The organism is Cellulomonas sp. KH9 (assembly GCF_900114185.1).
Classification (GTDB): Bacteria; Actinomycetota; Actinomycetes; order Actinomycetales; family Cellulomonadaceae; genus Cellulomonas.
On the sequence record NZ_FOSE01000003.1, the window covers coordinates 401,089 to 424,052 of the forward strand.

Consider the following 22,964-nt stretch of genomic DNA (forward strand, 5'->3'; position numbering starts at 1 on the left):
GCCTCAGCCCTCCGACGTCACCCGGCCCGGGTCCGCACTCGCGGACCCGGGCCGCGTGCGTCCGGCGCGGGCCACGACCCACGCCAGCACCGCCACACCCACGGCCGCGCCCAGCGTGTTCATCACGACGTCCTGCACGGTCGAGAACCGGTCCGGCAGCACCCGCTGCACCGTCTCGATCGCCGCCGACGTCGCCAGGCCCAGCAGTACCACCGCCCACCACCGGCGCAGCCCCACCAGCAGCCCCACCAGCACGCCGAACGGCACGAACATCACCACGTTCGCCAGGGGCTCCACGACCTCGAACCGCAGCGGCACGCCCCGCTCGTCCAGCCAGGCCAGCACCGTGCGGACCACGCCCAGCGACCCGTCGTGGGTGCGTCCCGGTGTCAGCGTGACGGCCCCGACGGCGGCCAGGTAGACCACCAGGAGCGGGACGACGACACGGCGGGGCGCGGGGACGGTGGCGGGGAGCACGCGCCCAGCATGCCCGTCACCCGGACGGGCGTGCCTGCACCGGACCCGCGGCGGCCCGCGGTTAGGCTCGCAGCAAAGCCCCCATTCTTTTTGCTGAAGCGGAGCATTCACGTGCGCATATCGGTCATCGGCTGCGGCTACCTCGGCGCCGTCCACGCCGCGAGCATGGCGTCCCTGGGCCACGACGTGGTGGGCATCGACGTCGACGCCGACAAGGTCGCCCGCCTCGCCGCCGGGACCGCACCGTTCTACGAGCCCGGCCTGCCCGAGCTGCTCGACGAGGTCTCCGCCACCGGCCGCCTGCGGTTCACCACCGACACGGCGCAGGCCGCGGGCGCCCGCGTGCACTTCCTGTGCGTCGGCACCCCGCAGAAGCACGGCGAGTTCCGCGCGGACCTGTCCTACGTCGACGCGGCGTTCGACGCGCTGGTGCCGCACCTGGCCCCCGGTGACGTCGTCGCGGGCAAGTCCACCGTGCCCGTCGGCACCGCGGAGGCGCTGGCCGCCCGCCTCGCCGGCACCGGCGCCACGCTGGTGTGGAACCCCGAGTTCCTGCGCGAGGGCTTCGCCGTCAAGGACACGCTGCACCCCGACCGTCTGGTCTACGGCCTGCCGACGGACGACGAGGGCGTGCCCACCGCCGAGGGCGACGCCGCCCGCGCGCTGCTCGACGAGGTCTACGCGACGCCGCTGGCCGAGCGCACCCCCCTCGTGGTGACCGACTACGCGACCGCCCAGCTGGTCAAGGTCGCCGCCAACTCGTTCCTCGCCACCAAGATCTCCTTCATCAACGCCATGGCCGAGCTGTGCGAGGCCACGGGCGCCGACGTCACCCGCCTGGCCGACGCCATCGGCTACGACGAGCGCATCGGCCGCCGCTTCCTCAACGCCGGACTCGGGTTCGGCGGCGGGTGCCTGCCCAAGGACATCCGCGCCTTCATGGCGCGCGCGGGGGAGCTCGGCGTGGACCAGGCCCTGTCGTTCCTGCGGGAGGTCGACTCCATCAACATGCGCCGCCGCGTGCGCATGGTCGACCTGGCGCGCGAGGTCTGCGCCGGCTCGATCGTCGGACGCCGCGTCGCGGTGCTCGGGGCCGCGTTCAAGCCCGACAGCGACGACGTGCGCGACTCGCCCGCCCTGTCGGTGGCCGCCCAGATGCAGCTGCAGGGCGCGCACGTGACCGTCACCGACCCGCAGGCCGTGGAGAACGCGCGCGCCAAGTGGCCGGACCTCAAGTACGCCGCCACCGCGCTGGAGGCCGCGCAGGACGCCGACGTCGTCGTGCTCGCCACCGAGTGGGAGGAGTACCGGGACCTGGACCCCGCGCAGCTCGGTGCGGTCGTGGCGCAGCGCGCCATCGTCGACGGGCGCAACGTGCTGGACCCGCGGGCCTGGCGCGCGGCCGGCTTCACGTACCGGGCCCTCGGCCGCCCCTGACGTCGTCCCGCGCCGCGCCGTGCCGACCGGTGCCGGCGCGGCCGGTGCACGGGAGGGCGCTCAGCCCTCCCCGTCGCCGACGAGCACGAGCGTGCACACCAGCTCGTCGCCGTCCTGGGCGCACGCGGTGGAGGCGTCGGTCAGCGCCGGGTCCAGCACGTTGGACCGGTGGCCGGGGGAGCCCATCCACGCGGTCGCGACGTCGCGCGGGTCCGCGGCCGCGCGGCTGAGGTTCTCCGCGGCCATGGCCCGCGGCGCGCACGCCGTCAGCACGTCGTCCAGGGGTGCGTGCTCCAGCGGCTGCCCCACCAGGGCGGCGGCACGCTGCGTGGCGACGTCCGCCGCGCACGGTGCGTCCCCCCACGCGGGCAGCCCGGCCGCCGTGCGCTCCGCCTGGGCGGCAGCCAGCAGGTCGGCGGCGTAGTCGTCGGGCTCGACGCCGGCGGACGACCACGGCCGCAGCGTCACCGCGGTGCCACCCGGTGCAGCCGTGCCACCCGGCGCCGCGGTGGCACCCGTGCCGGAGTCGCGCAGCCCCGTGACGGCGGCCGCCGCGGCGAGCACGAACGCCCCCACGAGCAGCGCCACGGGCAGGGCGTTGCCGCGGCGTCGCGGGACGCCGGAGCCGCGGCGTCGCGGGGTGTCGGACGCGTCGGGCCGCGCGGACGGGTCGGGCTGCGCGGCGGGGTCGGGCTGCGCCGTCGGGTCGCTCACGTCGCGTCCTGCGCCCAGTGCATCGCCACGTCGTACCGGTCCCAGCGTGGTGCGAGCGTGTCCTGCCCGTGCGTGGCGTTGACCAGCACGGCGGTCTGCCGCAGCGTCAGACCCACCAGGCGGGCGCGCTCCAGCAGCTGCCCGCCGGGGTGCGGGGTGCGCGGGCGGGGGGCGGGCACGGGCCGACGGTGCAGCTGCAGGGCCGCGCGGGTGCCCGTCAGGGCGGGGATCCCGTTGCGGGCCGCGTGCTCGAGGATCGCGGCGTGCACCGACCGGTCCTCGGCCTCCAGCGCGGCGCCGTGCTCCAGGTACGGGTCCATCAGCACGGCGTTGACCGGCAGCTCGTCGAACGCGGCCAGCGGCTCACGCCCCGAGCCGTAGAAGGTCAGGACGATGCGGCGCCCCTGCGCGCGCAGGGTGCGCAGCGCCTCCATCACCTCGTCGACGGCCGCGAGCCACGCCGACACGCCGATCCACACCCCGGGCGGGCACTGCTCGGCCAGCAGCTGCGCGAGGCTGCCGCGCGCGGGTCCGGTGCCGGACAGCACCGCGGAGGCGTCCCACAGCACCGGTCCCTCCACGGGTGACGCCGCCACGATATGGGGGATCGCGCCGTGCGCGGCCCGGGCGACGTCGACGTACCGGGTGGAGCGCGTCAGGGACAGCAGGCCCTCGGCGCGCTCGGCGTGCGCGCCGTCGAGCCCGGCGGCGTGCAGCCGCACCTGCGTGCCGAACCGCTCGCCGGTCACCGCGTCCCACAGCGGACGCCGCGAGACCTCACCGGCGGACCAGTGGTCCTGCACCGGGACGGTCCCGGGCGGCAGCACCAGCCGCTCGATGGCCCGTGCGGTCACGTCGGCGGACGTGGCGGCCGGCCCCTGCGCGGCGGCGACCAGCGGCCGGGGGCCCACGGCGCGGCGGGTGCGCACGCGCAGCTCGTCCAGCCGCGAACGCAGCTCGCGCGACTCGTCGGGGGAGTGCAGGGCGACGTAGGCCGCGGCCGCCTCCCCGATGGCCACCACGCTGCCCGGGGCGTCGGCCCACAGCTCGAGGTCCCGGCACAGCGCACGCTCGGCGACGTCGACGCCCCGGGCGCGGCCCGGCAGGCTGCGGGTGGTGGGGGTGTCGTAGGCCAGGGTGACCACGCTGACCACCGCGTCGTCGGGTGCCGGGTGGAGGCAGCCGGTGTTCAGCGCGGTCGCGGCGGGACGGTTCGTCACCGGGTCCATCGTCGAGGCGAGGACGTGCTCGGCAACGAGCGCGTCGTTCGACACGTCCCAGTTGGAACCTTTCATGACCGCATCCCTCCCCGGGCCTGACTGTTCACCACCCCGGTGACCTGCGCAAGAGCACGTCCAGATGTATTTACCTCAGGTCATGATGTAGGGTAACCATCTGTGACCGTCGCCCCCGCCCCCGCCAGCCCCGCCGTCGCGCAGTCCGGGCCTCCCGCAGCGGGCGCCGCGGACCTCGCGCTCGCCGCCGAGCTCCGCGTCACCCTCGGCCGCGCCACCCGGCGCCTCAAGGCCGAGCGCGGTGACGCCGGCCTGTCCGACCCCCAGTTCAACGTGCTCGCGATCCTGCTGCGGGAGGGGCCCACCAGCCCCGGCCGGCTCGCCGAGCACGAGCGCATCGCCGCCCCCGCCATGACCCGCACGGTCGGCTGCCTCGCCGACCGCGGGCTCGTGAGCAAGCAGGAGCACCCCACCGACGGCCGTCAGGTCGTCGTCAGCCTCACCCCCGAGGGCGAGGCCGAGGTGGCGGAGACCCGCCGTCGCCGCGACGCCTGGCTGTCCGCCCGGCTCGCGGGCCTCGAGGCGGACGAGCGCGCCGTCCTCGTCCAGGCTGCCGAGATCCTCCGGAGGATCACCACGTCGTGAGTGCCACCTTCTCCTCGCTCTCGTTCCGCAACTACCGCCTGTGGTTCGCCGGTGCCCTCGTCGCCAACGTCGGCACCTGGATGCAGCGCGTCGCGCAGGACTGGCTCGTCCTCACCGAGCTCACGGACGAGTCGGGCGTGGCCGTCGGCATCACCACCGCCCTGCAGTTCGCCCCCACCCTGGTGCTCTCCGCCTGGGCCGGCCTGCTCGCCGACCGGTTCGACCGGCGCAAGCTGCTGGTCCTCACGCAGGTCGCCCAGGGTGTGCTCGCCGCCGGGCTCGGTGCCCTCGTGCTGTCCGGGCACGCCCAGCTGTGGCAGGTCTACGCGTTCGCCGGCCTGCTCGGTGTCGTCACCGCCATCGACGGCCCCGTGCGCCAGACGTTCGTCGCCGAGCTGGTCCCCGCCGGGCGCCTGTCCAACGCGGTGGGCCTCAACAGCGCGTCGTTCAACGCCGCCCGCCTGATCGGCCCGGGCCTGGCCGGCCTGCTCATCGCCGCCGTCGGCAGCGGCTGGGTGTTCGTCATCAACGCCGCCACGTTCGCCGCCACCATCGTGTCGCTGACGCTCATGCGGCGCAGCGAGCTCTACTCCATGCCGCACGCACCGCGCGCCAAGGGGCAGATCCGCGAGGGCATCGCCTACGTGCGCAACCGCTCCGACATCCTCGTCATCATGGTGGTGGTCGGCGTCGTGTCGACCTTCGGCCTGAACTTCCAGCTCACCAGCGCCCTGATGGCCCGCACCGAGTTCGGCCGCGGCGCGCAGGAGTACGGGATCCTCGGGTCCGTCCTGGCCATCGGCTCCCTCACCGGTGCGCTGCTCGCCGCCCGGCGGGACCGCCCCCGCGTGCGCCTGGTCATCGGCTCCGCGTTCGCGTTCGGTGTCACGACGGGCGTCATGGCGCTCATGCCCACCTACGTGTCCTACGCGATCGCCTGCATCCCCGTCGGCCTCGCGTCGCTGACGATGATGACCGCCGCCAACACCAGCATCCAGATGTCCACCGACCCGCGCATGCGCGGGCGCGTCATGTCCCTCTACATGGTCGTGTTCCTCGGCGCGACGCCCGTCGGCTCGCCCATCGTCGGGTGGATCGGCGAGACGTTCGGGGCCCGCTGGTCCATCGGCGTGGGGTCGATCTCCGCGATCCTCGTGTCCGTCGGCGCGGCCCTGTGGGCCCGCAACCGGTGGGGTGTGCAGGTGCGGTACCACGTCGCCTCCCGCCCCCACCTCGAGGTGCTGTACCCGGGCGACCGGACCGAGCGGGACCTCGAGCGCGACAGCACCCGCCCCACGCCGCCGACGTCCCCCACGACCCCCGGCCGGCGCCGCGCCACCGAGGCGCCCGCCCGCGTCGCCGCGCAGGACGCGGCGGACGCGCAGCACGCCGCCTGAGGCCTCACCCGGTCGCCGCCCCGCCCGGGTGGTTCCCCGGGTGAAAGGCACCCCGGCACGACTGTCCGGTACGCCCCCTATGTGACGATCGGCGCGTGGGCACGTCGGGGACCAGGGCAGAGCCGGACGGCGCGACGGGCGCGGACGCACCGGGGTCGGGCGAGCGTGCCGTCGACGGCGAGCGCGCCGCCGACGCCCCCGCGGACCGGCCGACCACCGTCGCGGTGGGGGAGCCCGCGGCCGTGCGGCCGGTCGCCCGGCCCCGCCGCCGGCGCACCGTCGCCCGGGTCCTCGCCCTGGTCGCCGTGGTCCTGCTGCTGCTCGGCGCGTGGCTCGCGTCCCGCGTGTGGCAGGCCGTCACGGCGCTGCAGGACGCCCGCGACCTGCTCGGCGGCGTCGCTCTCGAGACGTCCGTCGACGCCGCGCTGGACCCCGCGCTCGCCGACGACCTCGCCGACGCGCGTGCCGCGACCTCGCGCGCCGCCGCCGCGAGCACCGACCCGGTGTGGCGCGCCGCCGAGCACCTGCCGTGGGCGGGGGAGCAGCTCGCGGCCGTCCGCGTCGTCGCGGACGCGCTCGACGCCGTCGCCGGCGAGGTGCTGCCCGCCGTCGAGGACCTGCGGGACCTGCTGGGCGGCGCCGTGCGCGGCCCGGACGGGCGCGTCGACGTCGAGGCACTGGTGCCCGTGGTCGCCCGCGTCGAGCAGGCCGCCGCCACCGCGTCCGGCGCCCACGCCGACGTCGCCGCGCTGGACCCCGACCGCCTGGTCGGGCCGCTCGCCGGGCCGGTGCGGACCACGCAGGACGCCCTCGCGGGCGTCGACGCGGCCCTCGGCCCGGCCGGGCGCACCGCCGGCGTGCTGCCGGCCATGCTCGGGGTCGACGGTCCGCGCACCTACCTGGTGCTCGCGCTCAACACCGCCGAGCTGCGCGCCGCCGGCGGCATCGTGGGCACGCTCGTCGCGGTGCGGGTCGAGGACGGGCGGGTCACCCTGGCGGACCGCCGCACCACGCGCGGCCTGGCCGGCGCGGGACGGCTCGTGCTGCCGCTGACCGCCGAGGAGTCCGCCCTGTGGGGCGACGACCTGGGGCGGTGGGTGCAGAACGCCGTGTCGACCCCCGACTTCCCGCGCACCGCCGAGCTGGTGGTCGCGCACTGGGCGCGCAGCGGCGGCGGGCCCGTGGACGGCGTGCTCGCCACCGACGCCGTCGCCGTCGCGGGACTGGTCGGGGCGACCGGACCCGTGCCCGACCCCGACGGCGGTGACCTCGGGGCCGACCGCCTGGCCACGGCGCTGCTGCGCGACGCCTACGTGGCCCACCCGGAGCCGGCGGACTCCGACGACTACTTCGGTGCCGTCGTCGCCGGCATCCTCGACGCCGTCGGGGCCGGCGCCGGGGACCCGCGCGACCTCCTGGCCGCGGGTCGCGACGCGGTCGACGAGCGCCGCCTGCGCGTGTGGTCCGCGCACCCCGACGAGCAGGAGCGGCTCGTCGCGACCGTCGCCGGCGGTGCGTTCACCTCCGGCCCCTTCGCCGACCAGCCCGGGATCTTCCTCGACGACGCCACGCAGGCCAAGCTCGGCGCCTACCTCACCACCGGGGTGACGTTCCGCGACGCGCGCTGCACCGGGCCCGACCCTGCCGTGACCGCCGTGCTGCGCCTGGACTACCGGCCGCCGGTGGGCATCGAGGGGTTCCCGCGCTACGTCACCGGGACGCCAGGGCCCGACGTGCCGCTCGGCACGCTGCTCACGGCCGTGTCCGTGTGGTCCGCGCAGGACGGGCCGCCGCTGGTCGTCACGCGCGACGGCGCACCGGCCACCGGCAGCGCGGCCGCCGCCGACGGGCGGCGCGTGCAGCGGATCGCCTCGCAGCTGGCGCCCGGGCAGGTCCAGGAGCTCGCCGTCGACGTCCCGCTGCGCGACGGCGCCGTGACGCTCTGGACGACCCCGACCCTCACCCAGCCGGGCGTCGCCACCTACCGCTGCGGCTGAGCCCCGGCCTCCCGGCGGGGTCCGGCAGGTCTCCCTGGACGCGCGTCCGGGTGAAGAATGCCCGATCTGTCCGTTTCACCCGAACGAGGATGGGAATCAGCGTCGCGCGGGGTGAGGATGAGACGAAATGTCCGTTTCGACACAGGAGCCACCATGCGCGCGTTCATCCGGGTCTGTGCCGCCGCAGGCCTCGTCCTGGCCCTGACGGCGCTCGCCCCGTCCGCCACGGCCGCGACCCCCGCGCCGCCCCCGGCCACCCAGGACGACTGCACGCGCGGCACCGACGGCTACGGCGCCGAGCTGCCGTGCGAGGTCGACGTCACCGTCCTGTCGCCGGTGTGCGACGGTGGCGTGCCGCGGCTGCGGTACGCCGTGCAGCCCGTGGGCACGGACCGCACCACCGTCACCGTCACCTTCGTCAACCCGACCGGTCCCGACGTCGTCCTGGCCGACCAGCCGCTGTCCGGCAGCGTGCTGTGGCCCGGTGCCGTCGTCGGCCCCGACGGCACTGGCGTCGACTGGCCCGGCTGGCGCCTCGAGAACGGCACGTGGGTCGTCGGCGACGAGTACGACTGGGTCCGCCCGTCCGTCGAGGTCCAGTTCGCGGTCAACCCGACCGCGTCCGCCGTCGTGGCCTACCCGCCGTCGAGCCCGGTCTGCCTCACGCAGCCCGAGCGTTCCGACGTCCTGTCCGCCGGGGTCGAGCCCGCGGCCGCCGCACCCGCCGAGCGTGCCGAGGTGCTGTCCGCCACCGGCTCGTCCGCCGGGCCCATCGCGCTGATCGGCGCCGGGGCCGTGCTGGCCGGGGTCGCCGGGGTGCTCGCCGCTCGTCGCCGGCGCGCCTGACGCCGGACCGCAGGCCGTCCGACGCCTGCCTGACCGCCCGACGCACGCAGGGCCCGGTACCGCGAGGTGCCGGGCCCTGCCGCGTGCGTGCGGGCGTCCTCAGACCAGCTGCTCGACCACGTGGTCGATGCACGCGGTGAGCGCCAGGACGTCGTCGGGCTCGACCGCCGGGTACATGCCCACCCGCACCTGGTTGCGACCCAGCTTGCGGTACGGCTCGATGTCGACCACCCCGTGGCGGCGCAGCACCGCCGTCACGGTCGACGCCTCGACCTCCGGGGCCAGGTCGACCGTGCCGACCACGGGGGAGCGCAGCCCGGGGTCCGTGACGAACGGCGCGGCCCAGTCGCGGCTCTCCGCCCAGGAGTACAGGTGCCCGGCCGACGTCGCGGTGCGCTGCGCTGCCCACGCCAGGCCGCCCTGCTCCAGCACCCAGTCGATCTGCTCGGCCAGGAGCACCAGGGTCGCCACCGCCGGGGTGTTGAGGGTCTGGTCGGCGCGCGAGTTGGTGACCGCCGTCGTGAACGACAGGGACTCCGGCACCCAGCGGTCGCCGCCCTCGAGGCGCGCGGCCCGCTCGACCGCCGCCGGGGACGCCAGCGCGAGCCACAGCCCGCCGTCCGAGGCGAACGACTTCTGCGGGGCGAAGTAGTAGACGTCGGTCTGGGACACGTCGACGGTCGTGCCGCCCGCCGCCGACGTGCCGTCGACGAGCATCAGCGCACCCGCGTCGCGCGAGCCCGGCACGCGGCGCACCGGTGCGAGCACGCCCGTCGACGTCTCGTTGTGGGGCCACGCGTACGCGTCGACGCCGTCGACGGGCTCCGGCACCGCGACCTGGCCCGCCGGGGCGCTCACCACGTGCGACGGCGCCAGGAACGGCGCGCGCGTCGTGGCGGCGGCGAACTTGGCGCCGAACTCGCCGAACTGCGCGTGCGCGGCGCGCTCCTGCACCAGGCAGAGCGTCGCGACGTCCCAGAAGGTGGTCGACCCGCCGTTGCCCAGCACGACCTCGTAGCCGTCGGGCGCGTCGAACAGGGCGGCCAGGCCGGCGCGCACCCGACCCACCAGGCTGCGGACCGGCGCCTGCCGGTGCGACGTGCCCAGCAGCGTCGTGCCCACGGCGGCCAGCGCGTCGACCTGCTCGCGTCGCACCTTGGACGGGCCGGAGCCGAACCGCCCGTCCCGGGGCAGCAGGTCGGCGGGGATCGTCAGGTGGCTCAGGGCGTCGGCGTCGGGCACCCGTCGAGGATATCGACGCGCGCTGCGCACGGGTGGCCCCGTCCGTGCACGGGTCGCCGACTACCCTGGACCGCAGCACGCGGCGCGGGGTTCCCGGGCCGCCGGAGGCGATGTGGGAGGCCGAGCGGTGAGCGACCTGATCGACACGACCGAGATGTATCTCAAGACGATCTACGAGCTCACCGAGGAAGGCATCACCCCCCTGCGCGCGCGGATCGCCGAGCGCCTCGGCCACTCCGGTCCCACCGTGTCGCAGACCGTCGCCCGCATGGAGCGCGACGGCCTCGTCGTCGTCACCGGCGACCGGCACCTGGAGCTGACCCCCGACGGGCTGAGCAAGGCCGTGCGGGTCATGCGCAAGCACCGTCTGGCCGAGCGCCTGCTCACCGACGTCATCGGTCTGGACTGGCCGCACGTCCACGAGGAGGCGTGCCGCTGGGAGCACGTCATGAGCGAGCGGGTCGAGAAGCGCCTGGCCGCCCTGCTGGACCACCCGCACTTCGACCCCTACGGCAACCCCATCCCCGGCCTGGACGAGATCGGCGAGGAGCGCACGCCCGTGCGGTTCCTCGACGGTGTGGTGCCGCTGACCGCGCCCGGGGCGGCCGCCGACGGCAGCGCGGTGATCGCGCGCATCGCCGAGCCCCTGCAGGTCGACGTCGAGCTGCTGGCCCGGCTGGCCGAGGCCGGCGTCGTGCCGGGCGTCGCGGTGAGCGTCGAGCGGACCACCGGCGTGGTCACGGTCGGCGTGGCGGGGTCCGGGACCGTGCTCGACCTGCCGTACGACGTCGCGCGGCACATCTTCGTCGGGGCCTGAGCGGGCCGCTGCGGCCCGCGGGGGCGGGCGGCGTCCGGGACCGAGGTCCCGGGCCGCGACGCCGGATCGGCGGGTCTCCGTGACGCGATCCGGCGTTGTCCGAGCCTGTCTGAGCCTGTCTGAGGCTGTCCGATCGCGGGCCGGCAGCCCGGTTCGTCCGGTCCCCAGCGGCGTGTCGACGGCGTGTCGCGATGTCCGCCGGACATCCCCGGACGTGCGTCCAAGATCTTTCCGAGATCTTCGTGACCAGAGCGTGACAATCCCGCAGAGCGTCATGTACGTTCGTCCTGCTTCTCGGAACCCTCCTCCGTGGGAGCCCTCGAGCGGAACGCCGAACCCTGCCACCGCTCGCAGGTCCGTACGACTCGCCGGCAGGGGCGGGGGAACCACTTCTGGGCACCGGTCACGGTGTCCTTGGGGTGAAGCCGGGACGACGGCACGACAGCAGGGCACCACGGTGCGCAGCAGGTCGTGACGGAAGACCGGCCGGGTGATCTCCCACCCGAACCCGACAGCTCACCTCGTAGGCGCCAGGAGAGGCACGACCTTGTCCGAATGCACCAACCAGGCGCGTCACCGCGCCGCACGGCGCCCCTCGACGCCGCTGACCGAGCTGGCCAACGCCGCGTCCGAGCAGATGGGCACCGTCGGTCGACGGACCGCCGTCGTCGCCGCGTCGTCCGGCCTGATGGTCTCCATGATCGCGGTGCCGTCCTACGCGACGGACCGTTCCGACACCCCGGCGCTGGCCGCGGTCGACACCGCTGCCCTCACGGCATCGGCGCGCGCCGTGCTCAACACCTCGCCGGTGGTCGCCTCCCCGGCCGAGGCCGTCTTCACGGTCGACGCCCCGGTGATCGTCGCGGAGAAGCCCGCGCCGCCGCCGGAGCCCGAGCCCGAGCCCGTGCGCACCCGCTCGACCGCTCGCACGGCCGAGCGTGCTGCGACGACGGCCACCACGCAGGCTCCCGCCAGCAACCCGATCCCGCAGTCGGTGTCCGGCAACGCGGTCCTCGAGATCGCCGCCCGCTACGTGGGCGTCCCGTACGTCTCCGGCGGTTCGACGCCCGACGGGTTCGACTGCTCCGGCTTCACGTCGTACGTCTACGCGCAGCTCGGCATCTCGCTGCCGCGCACGTCGTCGGCGCAGCGCAACGCCGGGACCGTCGTGTCCCGTGCGGACGCCCAGCCGGGTGACCTGATCTGGAGCCCCGGGCACATCGGCATCTACGCCGGCGGCAACCAGATGATCGACGCGCCGCGCCCCGGCAAGACGGTCCAGTTCCGCAACATCTGGCAGAGCAGCCCCACGTTCATCCGGATCGGCTGAGCCGCTCCGATGCCACGAGGCCCCGACGACGTCCACGTCGTCGGGGCCTCGTCGTCTCTGCGTGACACACCGGTCGCGCGCGCTGCCGCCCGCACTGCTGCGGGAATTGGACATGCGCGTACCCTGGTCGCGCATCCACGCTGTTCCCTCTCGTCCCGGGCCGGCAGCCAGCCGGTCCGACCCTCGAGGTCAGGAGTGCACCGTGCTGACGACCGCCGCCGACCAGGCCACCCACCCCGACGTCGGACGTGCCCCGGTGCCGTCCCGCGCGCTCCTGCTCAACGCCAGCGGTGAACCGCTGTGCATCGTCAGCCTCCACCGCGCCGTCCTGCTGGTCATGAGCGGCAAGGCCACGGTGCTGGAGTCCGACGGCCGCGTGCTGCACTCCAACCGCCTGCAGATGCCGGTGCCCGTGGTGCTGGTCCTCACGCGGTACGTCCACGTGCCGGTGCGTCGCCCCGTGCCGCCGACCCGGCGCACGGTGCTGCAGCGTGACGACCACCGGTGCGCGTACTGCGGCGCCGGTGCCGACACGGTCGACCACGTGCACCCGCGCTCGCGCGGCGGGCGGCACGAGTGGACCAACGTCGTGGCGGCGTGCGTGCGCTGCAACCACCGCAAGGCGGACCGCACGCTCCACGAGCTCGGGTGGGAGCTGCCGTTCCGCCCCCGGGCGCCGCGCTGGTCCGTCACGGTGGGCGGGGCCGCCGGCCGCGCCGACCCGGCGTGGTCCCCGTACCTCGTGGCCTGACGCCCGGGGGCCCGGCCGCCGACGGGGGAGAGGGGCCGACGGCGCCCGCGGTGCACGTGCCCCACGTCGCTGCCCGGCCCGTGACCGTCAGGTGACCACAGGCCGCCCACCTGGCGGTTCGCTGCCGTCCCCGCGCGCTGCTGTGCCACGATGGCTGACAACCGAACGGCGGCGCGACGGTGCGCGGCACGCGATGCGGAGGTCGGCATGGCACGCGAGCACGAGATCCTCGTGGGGGTGGACGGGTCCAGCGCGAGCCTGCACGCCCTGGACTGGGCCGCAGCGGAGGCCCGGACCCGGGGCGCCGGGCTCCAGGTGGTCGTGGCGTACTCGCTGCCGACGTTCACGGCCGCCTCGCTCGACGGCGGGTACGCCGCGCTCGACGACGAGACGATCCGTGCCGGCGCGCAGGCCGTGCTCGACGAGGCGATCGGACGGCTGCACGACCCGGGCGTGCTGGTCCAGGGCCGCGTGCTGACGGGCGACGCCGCCGGGGTGCTGGTCGAGGAGTCGCGCGACGTGGAGCTCGCCGTCGTCGGCACGCGCGGCCGCGGCGGGTTCGCCGACCGGCTGCTCGGCACGGTGTCCTCGGCGCTGCCCGCGCACGGCTGGTGCCCCACGGTCGTCGTGCCCCTGCGCGGCGAGGACGGCCACCCGCTGCCCGAGGGTGCGACCGCACCCGTGCGGCCGGTACGCCGCATCGTGGTGGGGGTCGACGGCTCGCCCCCCGCCGAGCGCGCCCTGCGCGCGGCGCTGCGCGAGGCGGTGGTCTGGGACGCCGAGGTGTTCGCCGTCTCCGGCGTCCCGATCGCCTCCATGGCCGGTGCGCTGGCGTGGCTGCCCTCCGCGGTCGACCACGAGCAGGTGCTCAAGGACGCGGCCGAGGGCCTGGACGTCGTCGTCGACCGCGCGGTCGCCGAGATCCCCGGCGCCCGCGTGCAGCGGCGGGTGCTCGACGGTAGCGGCGCCGAGCTGCTCACCGAGTTCTCGGCGGCCACGGACCTCGTGGTCGTCGGGTCCCGCGGCCGCGGCGGGTTCGCCGGTCTGCTCCTCGGCTCGACGAGCCAGGCGGTGCTGCACCACGCCCGCTGCCCCGTCATGGTCGTCACCACCCGCGGCGACGACGTCACCCGCCCCTGAGCCGTCCGCGCCGCGCGGCGGGCTCGCGCCCTCACGCCGTGCGCGTGCACGGATGTGCATGAGGCGGGGCATTTGGTGCCACCATTTGCGACGGAAACCCTCAGGTCGGACGCTTCACCTGCCGATGGAGTCGTGTTCGAGCGACCACGCCTACGGGGGGGACCGATGAGCGGACGGCAGGAGAACGGCGCGCGCCCGGGCGACCGCGGGGCGCGGACCTCGGCGTCCGCACGCGGGCCGGTGGCGCAGGACACGCCCGCCACCGCCCGGACGGACGTCGCGGGCGCCCCCGCCGGTGGGCTGCCCACGCAGAGCGGGCACGCGGTCTCCGGGCCCGTCCCCGTGGTGCCGGCGCCGGGTGGTCCGACGTCGGCGGGGGTGCGCGACGAGACGCCCACGCCCGCGGCGCAGCCGACGAGCCCGGACCGGCTCACCGTCGTCCCGACGCAGCCCGGCGTGCCCACGCACTCCGCGAGCGTGCCCGTCGTACCGGCGTCCGTCGTCGCCGCGCCGGTCGCGCCCACCCCCGTGCTGCCCGCACCCGACGTCCCCGCACCCGACGTCCACGCCCCCGCGTCCACCGTCGCCGACCACGCCGCCCCGGAGCCGGCCGTCGCCGAGCCCGCGGCGCAGCCGCGGGCCGGGGCGCGTCCCCACGGGCGTCGGATCGTCGCGCTGCTGACCGCGGCCGGGGTCCTCGTCTCCGCGGGCGGGGTGTGGGCCGTGCAGCAGGAGCGTGCGGAGCGCGCGGACGCCCGCCGTGCCGCGCTGAGCCGTGTCGAGGCCGTCCGTGTCGCGCTCGCGCCGGAGCTCGCCGCGCCGCGTCCCGAGGGTCTCGTCGCCGGGACCGCGGTCGCCTCGGCGCTGCGCGCCGACGCGGGCGCCGCCGGCCGTGCCGCCGTCGAGCGCGCGAACGCCACCCTGGCCGTGTCCGCGCAGGCCGGTGACGGCCCGCGCGGCGCCCTGCAGGCCGCCGTCGGCGGGGCCACCGGCGCCCTCGACGCCCCCGCCGTCTCCCTCACGACGCTGCGGACCACCACCGCCGCGCTCGCCGCGCCGCAGCAGGCCGTCGTCGACGCGCAGGCCGCGTGGCAGGCGGCCGAGGACGCCCGCCTCGCCGCCGAGCGTGCCGCGGCCGAGGCCGCGGCGGCGCAGGCCGCCGCCCGCGCCGGCAGCAGGACCGCCACGGCCAAGGGCACCAGCGCCGGCAGCACCCGCCGGTCGACCGGCGCCGCGCCGAGCGGCGGGACGTCCGGTGGTGCCCCCGCGTCCGCCGGCGAGGCGCCCGCGGTGGTCGGTCTGCCGACCGCCGGCTCGGAGGCGTCGGCCGGGGCCGTCGGTGAGGCGCTCAACGCGCACCGCGCCGCCAACGGCCTGGGTGCGCTGTCGATCGTGCGCTCCGGCGCCCGTGTCGAGCACGCGATGCAGATGGCCGCCTCGGACAGCATCTGGCACTCCGGCACCCGGGCGGGCTCGCCCAAGGCGCGACCCGAGATCGTCGGGCGCGTCAGCCCCGGCAACGCCACGCGCATGATCGCGGCGTACGCGGGGTCCAGCGGGCACAACCAGCAGATGCTGGGCGGCTACTCGACCGCGTACATCGGCGCGGTCTCGTACGACGGCTGGCTCTACACCTCGATCACGTTCGGCTGACCGGCCCCGGGCGCACCGCCCGCCGTCACGGCGTGGTGAGCGCCGCCTCCAGGTGGTCGAGCGCCGCGTCGAGGTCCGCCGGGTCGATCGTCAGGGGCGGGGCGAGGCGGATCGTGCCGCCGTGCGTGTCCTTGGCCAGCACGCCACGGGCCAGCAGCCGCTCGCAGAGCTCGCGCCCGCTCGCCGGACCGCCCGGCACGGACGGGGCGATGTCGATGCCGGCCCACAGCCCGATCGTGCGGACGCCGGTGAGCAACCCGTCGTCCATGAGGGCGGCGAGCCGGTCACCCACGTGCTCACCGAGCATGCGGGCGCGCGCCTGCAGCGTGCCGGGCGTCAGCAGGTCCACGACGGCCAGCGCCACCGCGCAGGCCAGCGGGTTGCCGCCGAACGTCGACCCGTGCGTCCCGGCGGTCAGCACCTCGAGCACGTCGGACCGGCCCACGACCGCGGAGACGGGCACGATCCCGCCGCCCAGCGCCTTGCCGAGCGTCACCAGGTCGGGGCGCACGTCGAACCGCTCGCACGCGAGCGTCGCACCCGCCCGCCCCAGCCCGGACTGGATCTCGTCGGCCACCAGCAGGGCGCCGGCGTCGTCGCACACCTGACGCACCGCCGGCAGGTACTCCACCGGCGGCACCACGACGCCCTGCTCGCCCTGCACCGGCTCGAGCAGCACCGCGACCGTCGTCTCGTCGACCGCCGCGGCCAGCGCCCGCGCGTCGCCGTACGGCACGCTGACGAACCCGGGGGTGAACGGCCCGAACCCGCGCCGCGCGTCCGGGTCGGACGAGAACGACACGATCGTCGTCGTCCGGCCGTGGAAGTTGCCGTCGGCGACGACGACCGTCGCGCGGTCCGCGGGCACGCCCCGCACCTCGTAGCCCCACTTGCGGGACGCCTTGATCGCGGTCTCGACCGCCTCGGCGCCGGTGTTCATGGGCAGCACCAGGTGCGAGCGGCCGGTCAGCAGCGGCCCGACCAGCCCGACGAGCGCCTGGGCGAACGGCTCGAGCAGCTCGTGGTCGAAGGCCCGTGACGTGAGCGTCAGGCGGTCCAGCTGCGCGCGCGCCGCGGCCACCAGCGCCGGGTGCCGGTGCCCGAAGTTCAGGGCCGAGTACCCCGCCAGCAGGTCGAGGTACCGCCGCCCGCCGGTGTCCGTGACCCACGCGCCCTCGCCCGTGGCCAGCGTGACCGGCAGCGGGTGGTAGTTGGGCGCGAGCGCGGACGTCCCGGCGGGCTGCCCGGTCACCGCCGGACCTCCAGCGTGCAGCACTTGGCCCCGCCGCCGCCCTTGAGCAGCTCGGAGGTGTCGACGGGCAGGGGCGTGTAGCCGCGCTCGCGCAGCGCGTCGGCCAGGTGCGTGGCGCGCGGCGCCACGACGACGTGCAGCCCGTCGGACACCGCGTTGAGGCCCAGCGCCGCGGCGTCGTCGTCCGTCGCGAGCACGGCGTCGGGGAACAGCGTGCGCAGCACCTCGCGGGAGCCGGGGGAGAACGCCGGCGGGTAGTACGCGATCTGCGGGTCCGCCGGGTCCGACGACAGCACGGCCAGCGCGGTGTCCAGGTGGTAGTAGCGGGCGTCGACCAGCTCCAGGGAGACCACCGGGCGGCCGAACAGCTCCTGCGCCTCGGCGTGCGCGGCACGCTCGGTGCGGAACCCGGTGCCGGCCAGCAGCATGTCGCCGGCGACGAGCATGTCGCCCTCGCCCTCGTTGACCTCCCGGGCCGTGTGGGTGAGGTAGCCGCGGTCGGCGAACCACTTCTCGTACGCGGGGCCCTCGGCCTGCCGCTCGGGGTACCGGAACCGCGCCGAGTACACGACGCCGCCGACCACGGTCGCCCCGTTGGCCGCGTACACCATGTCCGGCAGCCCCGGGAGGGGCTCGATGGTGTCGACCGTGTGCCCGAGGTTCAGGTAGGTGTCACGCAGCGTGCGCCACTGCCGCACCGCCAGGTCCGTGTCGGTGGCCCGCGTGCGGTCCATCCACGGGTTGATCTCGTACGCCACCGTGTAGTGCGTGGGCTCGCACATCAGGTAGTGGCGGGGGGTGGCGCCGGGCGCGTGCGCGGTCATGGGTCTCCTCGCGGGACGGGGACCGCGGGGGGTGGGCGGCCCGTGACGAGCCTACGAGTCGCGGGCCGTGCCGGGCCGTCGCGGGCCCGGCGGCGCGCGGGACGGCCGTGGGCCGGGCCGCCGCCGCACCGCCCGCGGCTCAGTCCGCCGTCAGGTCCGCCGCGGCCCGCCGCAGCACCAGCCGCAGCATCACCCGCAGCGGGGGAGCGGTCAGCCGCGCCGTCCACGCCGCGGGCAGGGGGCCGGCGAGCGGCACGTGCTCCGACCACGTCACCCGGCAGGTCGTGGGCGACGTGGGCAGCACGACGATCGACGCGGTCCCGCGCAGCAGCGGGCCCTGCTTGGTGAAGACGGCCTCGCCCGTGGCGTCGCCCGCCGTGGCACCGGGCGGCACGTACCGCGTGACGACCATCCGGTCGACCAGCCCGGGCCCGCCGCGCCGCGCACCGGGCCCGGAGACGCCGACCACGTGCGACCCGAGGCGCGGCGGTCCGTCGGTGAGCACACGCGTCATCGGGATCCACTCGCCGTGCCGTCGGGCGTCCGTCAGCGCCCGCCAGGCGACGTCCGCCGGGACGGGCAGCGCACGGGTCACGACGGCCGTTGCGGCGCGCGGGCGGGGCGTCATCCGACGATCCTCCCGCGGGGTAGCGTCTGGCGCATGCAGACGCGAGTGCTCGGACGGACGGGTCGTGAGGTCGGGGTCGTGGGGCTGGGCTGCTGGCAGCTCGGCGGGGACTGGGGCGTCGTCGCCGACGACACCGCACTGAGCGTCCTCGAGGCCGCGGTCGACGCGGGCGTGACGTTCCTCGACACCGCCGACGTGTACGGCGACGGCCGCTCGGAGCGGGCCATCGGGCAGTTCCTCGCGTCGCGGCCGGACGTGGCCGAGCGTGTCACCGTCGCCACCAAGATGGGCCGGCGCGCCGACCCGCACGAGCCCGCCGCGTACACGTACGAGAACTTCTGCCGCTGGACCGACCGCAGCCGCCAGAACCTGCGCACCGACACGCTCGACCTGGTGCAGCTGCACTGCCCGCCCACGCCGGTGTTCCGCACCGAGGCCGTGTACGACGCGCTCGACCGGATCGTCGAGGACGGCCGCGCGGCCGCGTACGGCGTCTCGGTGGAGACGGTCGACGAGGCGCTCGCGGCCATCGAGCGTCCCCACGTCGCCAGCGTGCAGATCATCCTCAACGTGTTCCGCCGCAAGCCGCTGGAGCGGGTGCTGCCCGCGGCCGTCGAGGCGGGCGTCGGCATCATCGCCCGCGTGCCGCTGGCCTCGGGTCTGCTCTCCGGGCGGTACGACGAGAACACGCAGTTCGCGCCCGACGACCACCGTGCCTTCAACCGCCACGGCGAGGCGTTCGACGTCGGCGAGACGTTCGCGGGCGTCCCGTACGAGGTGGGTGTCGCCGCCGCGCGCGAGGTCGCCGCGCTGACGCCGTCCGGCATGACGACGGCGCAGCTCGCGCTGAAGTGGATCACGCAGCAGCCGGGTGTGTCCGTCGTCATCCCCGGTGCGCGCACCCCCGCGCAGGCGCAGGCCAACGCCGCCACCGACGCGTTCCCGGACCTGGACGACAGCACGCTGGCCGCACTCGAGCGCGTCTACGACGAGAGCGTCCGCGGGCACGTCCACGACCGCTGGTAGCCGGCAGGTCGTGACCGTCGCGCCCCGTGCGCGACGGTCACGGTCGGACGGGCGGCGCCGCAGCACCACGCCGCGCCCCGCAGCGCGGCAGCGACGACCGGCTCCGGCGTCCGCTCAGCTCGAGCGCGGCAGCCCGCGCCGCCGCCCGCGCCGGGTGGCGGTCCCGGGTGCCGGCGCGTCCTCGGGCCCGGTCGGGTCGACCGGGTGCGCCGTGCTGCTCGGGGCCGGCCACAGCTCCGGCGGGGTGCCCGGCGGCAGGCCCCAGGCGGGTGCGGGCGCGGCCGCGGTCTCGATGACCTGCGGGAACGTCATGGGTGGGGGGCCGAAGGCCGTGCGGGCGCCCTTGACGACCGTCTGACCCAGCGCGCGGCCGCCGGCCACGCCGATGGCGGCGCCGATGCCGTAGGGCGCCAGCCGCCCCAGGGCGAGGCCGCCGAACCGTGCGGCCTGCGTGCGCACCAGGCGACGGGTGAGCTGGTTGTTGACCTTCTTGACGGTGCTCATCGGCATGCGGGTCAGCAGCACCCGCCCGACGCGCAGCGTCGCGATCTCCGTGGCGTCGCTGACGACCTTCGCGCCGGACTCGCCCAGCAGCGTGGCCAGGAGCAGCGCCGTGCGACGCTCGGTGTCGGCGACCTCGATGCCGTGCACCGACGCGACGGCCAGGGAGAACGCGGCCGACGCCCCGAAGAACGTCGCGACGTCGCTGACGGTCAGCGCCGTGGCCAGGCCGGTGCCGACGATCGGCGCTGCCGCGGCGGCCCCGACGGCGCCGCCGGTGCCGGCGACCACCAGCAGGTACTCCTTCTCCAGCAGCCTGACGACCTGGTCCGGCCCGGCCCCGGGGTTGCGGCGCCGCAGGTTCTCGACGTGCGCGTGGATCGTCGTCGACGGGATCGTCACCGCCTTCTCCAGGGCGGACTGCAGCAGGTGCGGCACGGCTCAGCGCTCCCCGGTGACGGTCAGGGTGGTGGTGGCACCGTGCTCGAGCGTGCGCCCGACGGTGCAGTGCTGGTCGACCGCGCGGTGCACCACGGTCAGCAGCCGGTCGCGGGCGGCGTCGTCCAGACCGGACAGGTCGACCTCGAGCACCTCGGCCAGCGCGGGGTAGCGGTCCTCGGTGGGGTGGGCCAGGCCGCCGACGCGGATGGTCACCTGGACGTCGTCGCCGAGGCGACGGGCGAGCGCCGCGTCCGACGACAGCCCGGTGCACGCACCCAGCGCGATCTTCAGCAGCTCACCGGGCGTGAAGGAGTCCGGGTCACCCAGCGACCCGATGCGCACCTCACCGCCGCGCGAGCTGCGCCCCACGTACTGCCGCGTGCCCGTGCGCTCGAGCCACAGCGCCGTGTCGTCCGCGTTGGCCAGCGGGTCCTGCGGGTCGCTCACCGCGGGGACGTCGGACGAGTCACCCAGCGCCGAGCCGGAGCCGGCCGGTGCCGGGTCCCCGGCGAGATCGCGTGCGTCCTGGTCGGTCGTCATGGGGCCGATCCTCGCACGCAGGTGCGACGCGCGCCGGGCGGACGCGGCGTCTCGCACCGGCCCGTCGTGGGCCCCGGCGCGGGCACCGTGCGACGACGCGGAGGGCGACACGGAGGGCGACACGGAGGGCGACGCGGACGGGGGACGTGGAGGTGATGCGGGCGGCTCGCGTGAAGGTCCTGTGCCCGGGGTTCCGTCGGGAACACCCCGTCGTGTCCGATCGTTCTGATGGCCAGGATGAAGAGATACGAGGAACTCGAGACCGAGGACGGCAAGGTCGTCCGCTACCAGCGACACGAGAACGGCGGCGGCCTCGTCGCCAAGGGCGCGAAGGTCGATCCGACCGCCTACGTGGCCGACTCCGCGTGGATCGACCCCGGCGCCGTGGTCGAGGCCGGTGCGTCCGTGGGCAAGTTCGTCTGGGTCGAGCCCGGAGCCGTCGTGCAGGAGCGCGCGCGGCTCGGGTCGCACGTGCACGTCGGCCGCGAGGCGGTCGTCGGGCGCGGCTGCCGGCTCGGGCTGCGCGTCGACGTCGGGGCGCAGGCCCGGCTGGACGCCGGACTCGTCGTCGAGCCCGAGGCGCGGATCGCCGACGGTGCGCACGCCGAGCGCAGCGGCTACCCGCCGCACGTCCTGGCCGCCTGACGACGCAGGCCTGCAGCGCCGAGCGGGGTGACGGTGCGAGGGGCGCATCCGCGCCCGAGGCTCGCTGTCGCGGCGGCTACGGTCGGCCCCATGTGGTGCCGTGGACGTGCGGGTCATGGGCGTCGACGCTGAGAGCCCTGCGGCCGCCGTCCGCGTCCTCGGGGCCGGCGGTGGGGCGCCCGGGGCGGCGAGCGACGCGGGCAGCGGCGTCCCGGCACGTACCACCCCCACCCTGCGGCAGGACGGCTCGACGCGGGCGATCCTGGCCTGGATCGACCACGTGCTCGGCACAGGGCCCCGGCGGGTGGACCGCACGGTCCTGGCATCGCTCCTGACGCCTCTGGGCTGGACCGTCACGTTCCCCGAGGGGGACGTCACGACGGCGACGGTCCACTCGACGGTCGCCGACCGCACGGTGCTCATCCGTTACGACGGGTCCCCCTTCACGGCCCGCTACCGTCGCGAGCCGCCCGGGCGTCCCGACGTGGCACGCCTCGCCGTGGTGGAGATCGTGCACGAGGGCCACGGGGTCTTCGTCCGCGACGGGGAGGCGAGCCCGGTCGGCCCCGGGGACATGCTGCTGCATCCTCCGCAGGGCCGGCACCGTGTCGAGTGGACGTCGCCGCGCTGCCGGCGCACGTACGTCCTGGTGGGCACCGCGGTGTTCGGGCGACGCACCGACGCCGTCCTGCGCGCGGAGGACCTGGTGCAGCGCGCTGCGCCGCTCGCGCCCGCCGCCGAGCGGCTCGTCGACGTGCTCCTGGTGCCGGGTGTCGACCCGATCGTGTCGCTGACCGCCGCGCAGGCGCTGCAGGCCCTGGTCAGGGCGACCGTGACGGGGGCCATCGACCGCGGGCACCCCCTGGACCTGGAGCTGCGCGACCGTGCCCGGGCCGTGCTGCTGCAGCGGTTCGCGGACCCTGCTCTGGACGCCGACGCGGTCGCACGTGAGCTGCGGGTGAGCCGGCGGCACCTGTTCGCGCAGTTCGAGAAGAGCACGGACACGTTCGCGACCACGCTGCGCGACATCCGCCTCGACCACGCGGCCGAGCTGCTCGCCGGTGCCGACGACGGGATGGCGGTACGCCGGGTCGCCCGCGAGTCGGGCTTCAACGGCCCCACGCAGCTCGCGCGCGCGTTCCGCGAGCGCTTCGGGGTCACGCCCACGCAGTTCCGCGCCGCGGCGCTGCGGGGCCTCCCGCTGCCCGGGGGCCGCTGAGCAGGCCCGCGTCGGCGGGTGGGCCTCGAGTGGCCGGCGCACCCGGTGATGCGGCGATTCGGGCAGGGGTGACGTTGCGTGCACGCGGGCGTGACGTTATGGGTCCGCTCACCGCTCCGGGGCCGGTGGGCCGCGCATGGTGGTCGATCACCCTTGACCTGCCGGAGGCTCCGCCGTGCCCCTGTCGTCCCGAGGCCGCTCGCGTGC

The 22,964-nt window shown here is 76.1% G+C and carries 22 protein-coding genes and 1 riboswitch; of the genes, 13 read left to right on the plus strand and 9 right to left on the minus strand.

The window, feature by feature from the left end; translation table 11 throughout:
* Window positions 1-3: 3 nt before the first annotated feature.
* Window positions 4-477: a VanZ family protein gene (locus BMZ16_RS11725; RefSeq protein WP_089800626.1), complete on the minus strand. Its 474-nt coding sequence runs from the start codon at window positions 475-477 to the stop codon at window positions 4-6.
* Window positions 478-588: 111 nt separating this feature from the next.
* Between BMZ16_RS11725 and BMZ16_RS11730 the strand changes: the two genes are divergently transcribed.
* Complete coding sequence (locus BMZ16_RS11730) at window positions 589-1,914, plus strand: UDP-glucose dehydrogenase family protein (protein ID WP_089800628.1); 1,326 nt, start codon at window positions 589-591, stop codon at window positions 1,912-1,914.
* A 60-nt stretch (window positions 1,915-1,974) separates the two neighbouring features.
* Here BMZ16_RS11730 and BMZ16_RS11735 read toward each other — a convergent pair whose 3' ends face one another.
* Together BMZ16_RS11735 and BMZ16_RS11740 are read right to left on the minus strand one after the other, a co-directional pair.
* Window positions 1,975-2,628, minus strand: a complete 654-nt coding sequence (locus BMZ16_RS11735) for a CAP domain-containing protein (protein WP_089800630.1) — start codon at window positions 2,626-2,628, stop codon at window positions 1,975-1,977.
* On the minus strand, window positions 2,625-3,923 hold the full coding sequence (locus tag BMZ16_RS11740; RefSeq protein WP_143082815.1) for an EAL domain-containing protein: 1,299 nt from the start codon (window positions 3,921-3,923) through the stop codon (window positions 2,625-2,627). The genes BMZ16_RS11735 and BMZ16_RS11740 overlap by 4 nt, the downstream gene beginning before the upstream one ends.
* A gap of 102 nt (window positions 3,924-4,025) precedes the next feature.
* Here BMZ16_RS11740 and BMZ16_RS11745 point away from each other — a divergent pair, with 102 nt between their 5' ends.
* The 4 genes from BMZ16_RS11745 to BMZ16_RS11760 all read left to right on the plus strand — a co-directional run bounded on the left by BMZ16_RS11745 (window position 4,026) and on the right by BMZ16_RS11760 (window position 8,748).
* The gene (locus tag BMZ16_RS11745; protein WP_089800634.1) at window positions 4,026-4,508 is read left to right on the plus strand and encodes a MarR family winged helix-turn-helix transcriptional regulator; all 483 of its coding nucleotides are present in this window, start codon (window positions 4,026-4,028) and stop codon (window positions 4,506-4,508) included.
* Window positions 4,505-5,905: an MFS transporter gene (locus BMZ16_RS11750; protein ID WP_089800636.1), complete on the plus strand. Its 1,401-nt coding sequence runs from the start codon at window positions 4,505-4,507 to the stop codon at window positions 5,903-5,905. The genes BMZ16_RS11745 and BMZ16_RS11750 overlap by 4 nt, the downstream gene beginning before the upstream one ends.
* 95 nt (window positions 5,906-6,000) lie before the next feature.
* The gene (locus BMZ16_RS11755) at window positions 6,001-7,902 is read left to right on the plus strand and encodes a DUF4012 domain-containing protein (RefSeq protein ID WP_255366587.1); all 1,902 of its coding nucleotides are present in this window, start codon (window positions 6,001-6,003) and stop codon (window positions 7,900-7,902) included.
* 153 nt (window positions 7,903-8,055) lie between these two features.
* Window positions 8,056-8,748, plus strand: coding sequence for an LPXTG cell wall anchor domain-containing protein (locus tag BMZ16_RS11760; protein ID WP_089800638.1), 693 nt, complete (start codon window positions 8,056-8,058; stop codon window positions 8,746-8,748).
* Between the two features lie 99 nt (window positions 8,749-8,847).
* Here the strand turns inward: BMZ16_RS11760 and serC are convergent, their stop codons facing one another.
* The gene (gene serC, locus BMZ16_RS11765) at window positions 8,848-9,990 is read right to left on the minus strand and encodes a phosphoserine transaminase (RefSeq protein ID WP_255366588.1); all 1,143 of its coding nucleotides are present in this window, start codon (window positions 9,988-9,990) and stop codon (window positions 8,848-8,850) included.
* Between the two features lie 127 nt (window positions 9,991-10,117).
* Here serC and BMZ16_RS11770 point away from each other — a divergent pair, with 127 nt between their 5' ends.
* The 5 genes from BMZ16_RS11770 to BMZ16_RS11790 all read left to right on the plus strand — a co-directional run bounded on the left by BMZ16_RS11770 (window position 10,118) and on the right by BMZ16_RS11790 (window position 15,681).
* Entirely contained in the window at window positions 10,118-10,807 is a 690-nt protein-coding gene (locus BMZ16_RS11770) for a metal-dependent transcriptional regulator (RefSeq protein ID WP_089800640.1), read from the plus strand.
* Between the two features lie 319 nt (window positions 10,808-11,126).
* Window positions 11,127-11,351, plus strand: a riboswitch (cyclic di-AMP (ydaO/yuaA leader).
* Window positions 11,352-11,354: 3 nt separating this feature from the next.
* On the plus strand, window positions 11,355-12,137 hold the full coding sequence (locus tag BMZ16_RS11775; RefSeq protein WP_089800642.1) for a C40 family peptidase: 783 nt from the start codon (window positions 11,355-11,357) through the stop codon (window positions 12,135-12,137).
* A gap of 256 nt (window positions 12,138-12,393) precedes the next feature.
* The gene (locus tag BMZ16_RS11780; RefSeq protein ID WP_369822579.1) at window positions 12,394-12,888 is read left to right on the plus strand and encodes an HNH endonuclease; all 495 of its coding nucleotides are present in this window, start codon (window positions 12,394-12,396) and stop codon (window positions 12,886-12,888) included.
* Window positions 12,889-13,095: 207 nt separating this feature from the next.
* Window positions 13,096-14,028: a universal stress protein gene (locus BMZ16_RS11785; protein WP_089800648.1), complete on the plus strand. Its 933-nt coding sequence runs from the start codon at window positions 13,096-13,098 to the stop codon at window positions 14,026-14,028.
* A gap of 165 nt (window positions 14,029-14,193) precedes the next feature.
* Window positions 14,194-15,681 (plus strand): hypothetical protein, encoded by a 1,488-nt coding sequence (locus BMZ16_RS11790; protein WP_089800649.1) that lies wholly within the window; start codon window positions 14,194-14,196, stop codon window positions 15,679-15,681.
* A 25-nt stretch (window positions 15,682-15,706) separates the two neighbouring features.
* Here BMZ16_RS11790 and rocD read toward each other — a convergent pair whose 3' ends face one another.
* The 3 genes from rocD to BMZ16_RS11805 all read right to left on the minus strand — a co-directional run bounded on the left by rocD (window position 15,707) and on the right by BMZ16_RS11805 (window position 18,385).
* The gene (rocD, locus tag BMZ16_RS11795; RefSeq protein ID WP_089800651.1) at window positions 15,707-16,933 is read right to left on the minus strand and encodes an ornithine--oxo-acid transaminase; all 1,227 of its coding nucleotides are present in this window, start codon (window positions 16,931-16,933) and stop codon (window positions 15,707-15,709) included.
* Complete coding sequence (gene ddaH, locus BMZ16_RS11800) at window positions 16,930-17,757, minus strand: dimethylargininase (RefSeq protein WP_089800653.1); 828 nt, start codon at window positions 17,755-17,757, stop codon at window positions 16,930-16,932. Before ddaH ends, rocD begins: the two co-directional genes overlap by 4 nt.
* 139 nt (window positions 17,758-17,896) lie before the next feature.
* On the minus strand, window positions 17,897-18,385 hold the full coding sequence (locus BMZ16_RS11805; RefSeq protein ID WP_089800655.1) for an SRPBCC family protein: 489 nt from the start codon (window positions 18,383-18,385) through the stop codon (window positions 17,897-17,899).
* 33 nt (window positions 18,386-18,418) lie between these two features.
* On the opposite strand from BMZ16_RS11805, the gene BMZ16_RS11810 reads away from it, so the two are divergent.
* On the plus strand, window positions 18,419-19,411 hold the full coding sequence (locus tag BMZ16_RS11810) for an aldo/keto reductase (protein ID WP_089800657.1): 993 nt from the start codon (window positions 18,419-18,421) through the stop codon (window positions 19,409-19,411).
* Between the two features lie 114 nt (window positions 19,412-19,525).
* Here the strand turns inward: BMZ16_RS11810 and BMZ16_RS11815 are convergent, their stop codons facing one another.
* Both BMZ16_RS11815 and BMZ16_RS11820 read right to left on the minus strand, forming a co-directional pair.
* Window positions 19,526-20,350 (minus strand): hypothetical protein, encoded by an 825-nt coding sequence (locus BMZ16_RS11815; RefSeq protein ID WP_255366589.1) that lies wholly within the window; start codon window positions 20,348-20,350, stop codon window positions 19,526-19,528.
* A 3-nt stretch (window positions 20,351-20,353) separates the two neighbouring features.
* A complete protein-coding gene (locus BMZ16_RS11820) occupies window positions 20,354-20,893 on the minus strand; it encodes an OsmC family protein (protein ID WP_255366590.1) in 540 nt (179 codons plus the stop codon).
* Between the two features lie 237 nt (window positions 20,894-21,130).
* Between BMZ16_RS11820 and BMZ16_RS11825 the strand changes: the two genes are divergently transcribed.
* On the plus strand, window positions 21,131-21,538 hold the full coding sequence (locus BMZ16_RS11825) for a transferase (RefSeq protein WP_255366592.1): 408 nt from the start codon (window positions 21,131-21,133) through the stop codon (window positions 21,536-21,538).
* A 115-nt stretch (window positions 21,539-21,653) separates the two neighbouring features.
* On the plus strand, window positions 21,654-22,757 hold the full coding sequence (locus tag BMZ16_RS11830; protein ID WP_143082816.1) for a helix-turn-helix transcriptional regulator: 1,104 nt from the start codon (window positions 21,654-21,656) through the stop codon (window positions 22,755-22,757).
* The last annotated feature ends 207 nt before the right edge of the window (window positions 22,758-22,964 follow it).

Excerpts from the sequence above, each read along its gene's own strand:
- BMZ16_RS11810 (WP_089800657.1), top strand. The coding sequence starts at position 18,419 with ATGCAGACGCGAGTGCTCGGACGGACGGGTCGTGAGGTCGGGGTCGTG.
- BMZ16_RS11785 (WP_089800648.1), top strand. The coding sequence starts at position 13,096 with ATGGCACGCGAGCACGAGATCCTCGTGGGGGTGGACGGGTCCAGCGCG.
- BMZ16_RS11805 (WP_089800655.1), bottom strand. The coding sequence starts at position 18,385 with ATGACGCCCCGCCCGCGCGCCGCAACGGCCGTCGTGACCCGTGCGCTG.
- BMZ16_RS11820 (WP_255366590.1), bottom strand. The coding sequence starts at position 20,893 with ATGACGACCGACCAGGACGCACGCGATCTCGCCGGGGACCCGGCACCG.
- ddaH (WP_089800653.1), bottom strand. The coding sequence starts at position 17,757 with ATGACCGCGCACGCGCCCGGCGCCACCCCCCGCCACTACCTGATGTGC.
- BMZ16_RS11830 (WP_143082816.1), top strand. The coding sequence starts at position 21,654 with ATGGGCGTCGACGCTGAGAGCCCTGCGGCCGCCGTCCGCGTCCTCGGG.
- BMZ16_RS11790 (WP_089800649.1), top strand. The coding sequence starts at position 14,194 with ATGAGCGGACGGCAGGAGAACGGCGCGCGCCCGGGCGACCGCGGGGCG.
- BMZ16_RS11740 (WP_143082815.1), bottom strand. The coding sequence starts at position 3,923 with ATGAAAGGTTCCAACTGGGACGTGTCGAACGACGCGCTCGTTGCCGAG.
- BMZ16_RS11760 (WP_089800638.1), top strand. The coding sequence starts at position 8,056 with ATGCGCGCGTTCATCCGGGTCTGTGCCGCCGCAGGCCTCGTCCTGGCC.
- BMZ16_RS11825 (WP_255366592.1), top strand. The coding sequence starts at position 21,131 with ATGAAGAGATACGAGGAACTCGAGACCGAGGACGGCAAGGTCGTCCGC.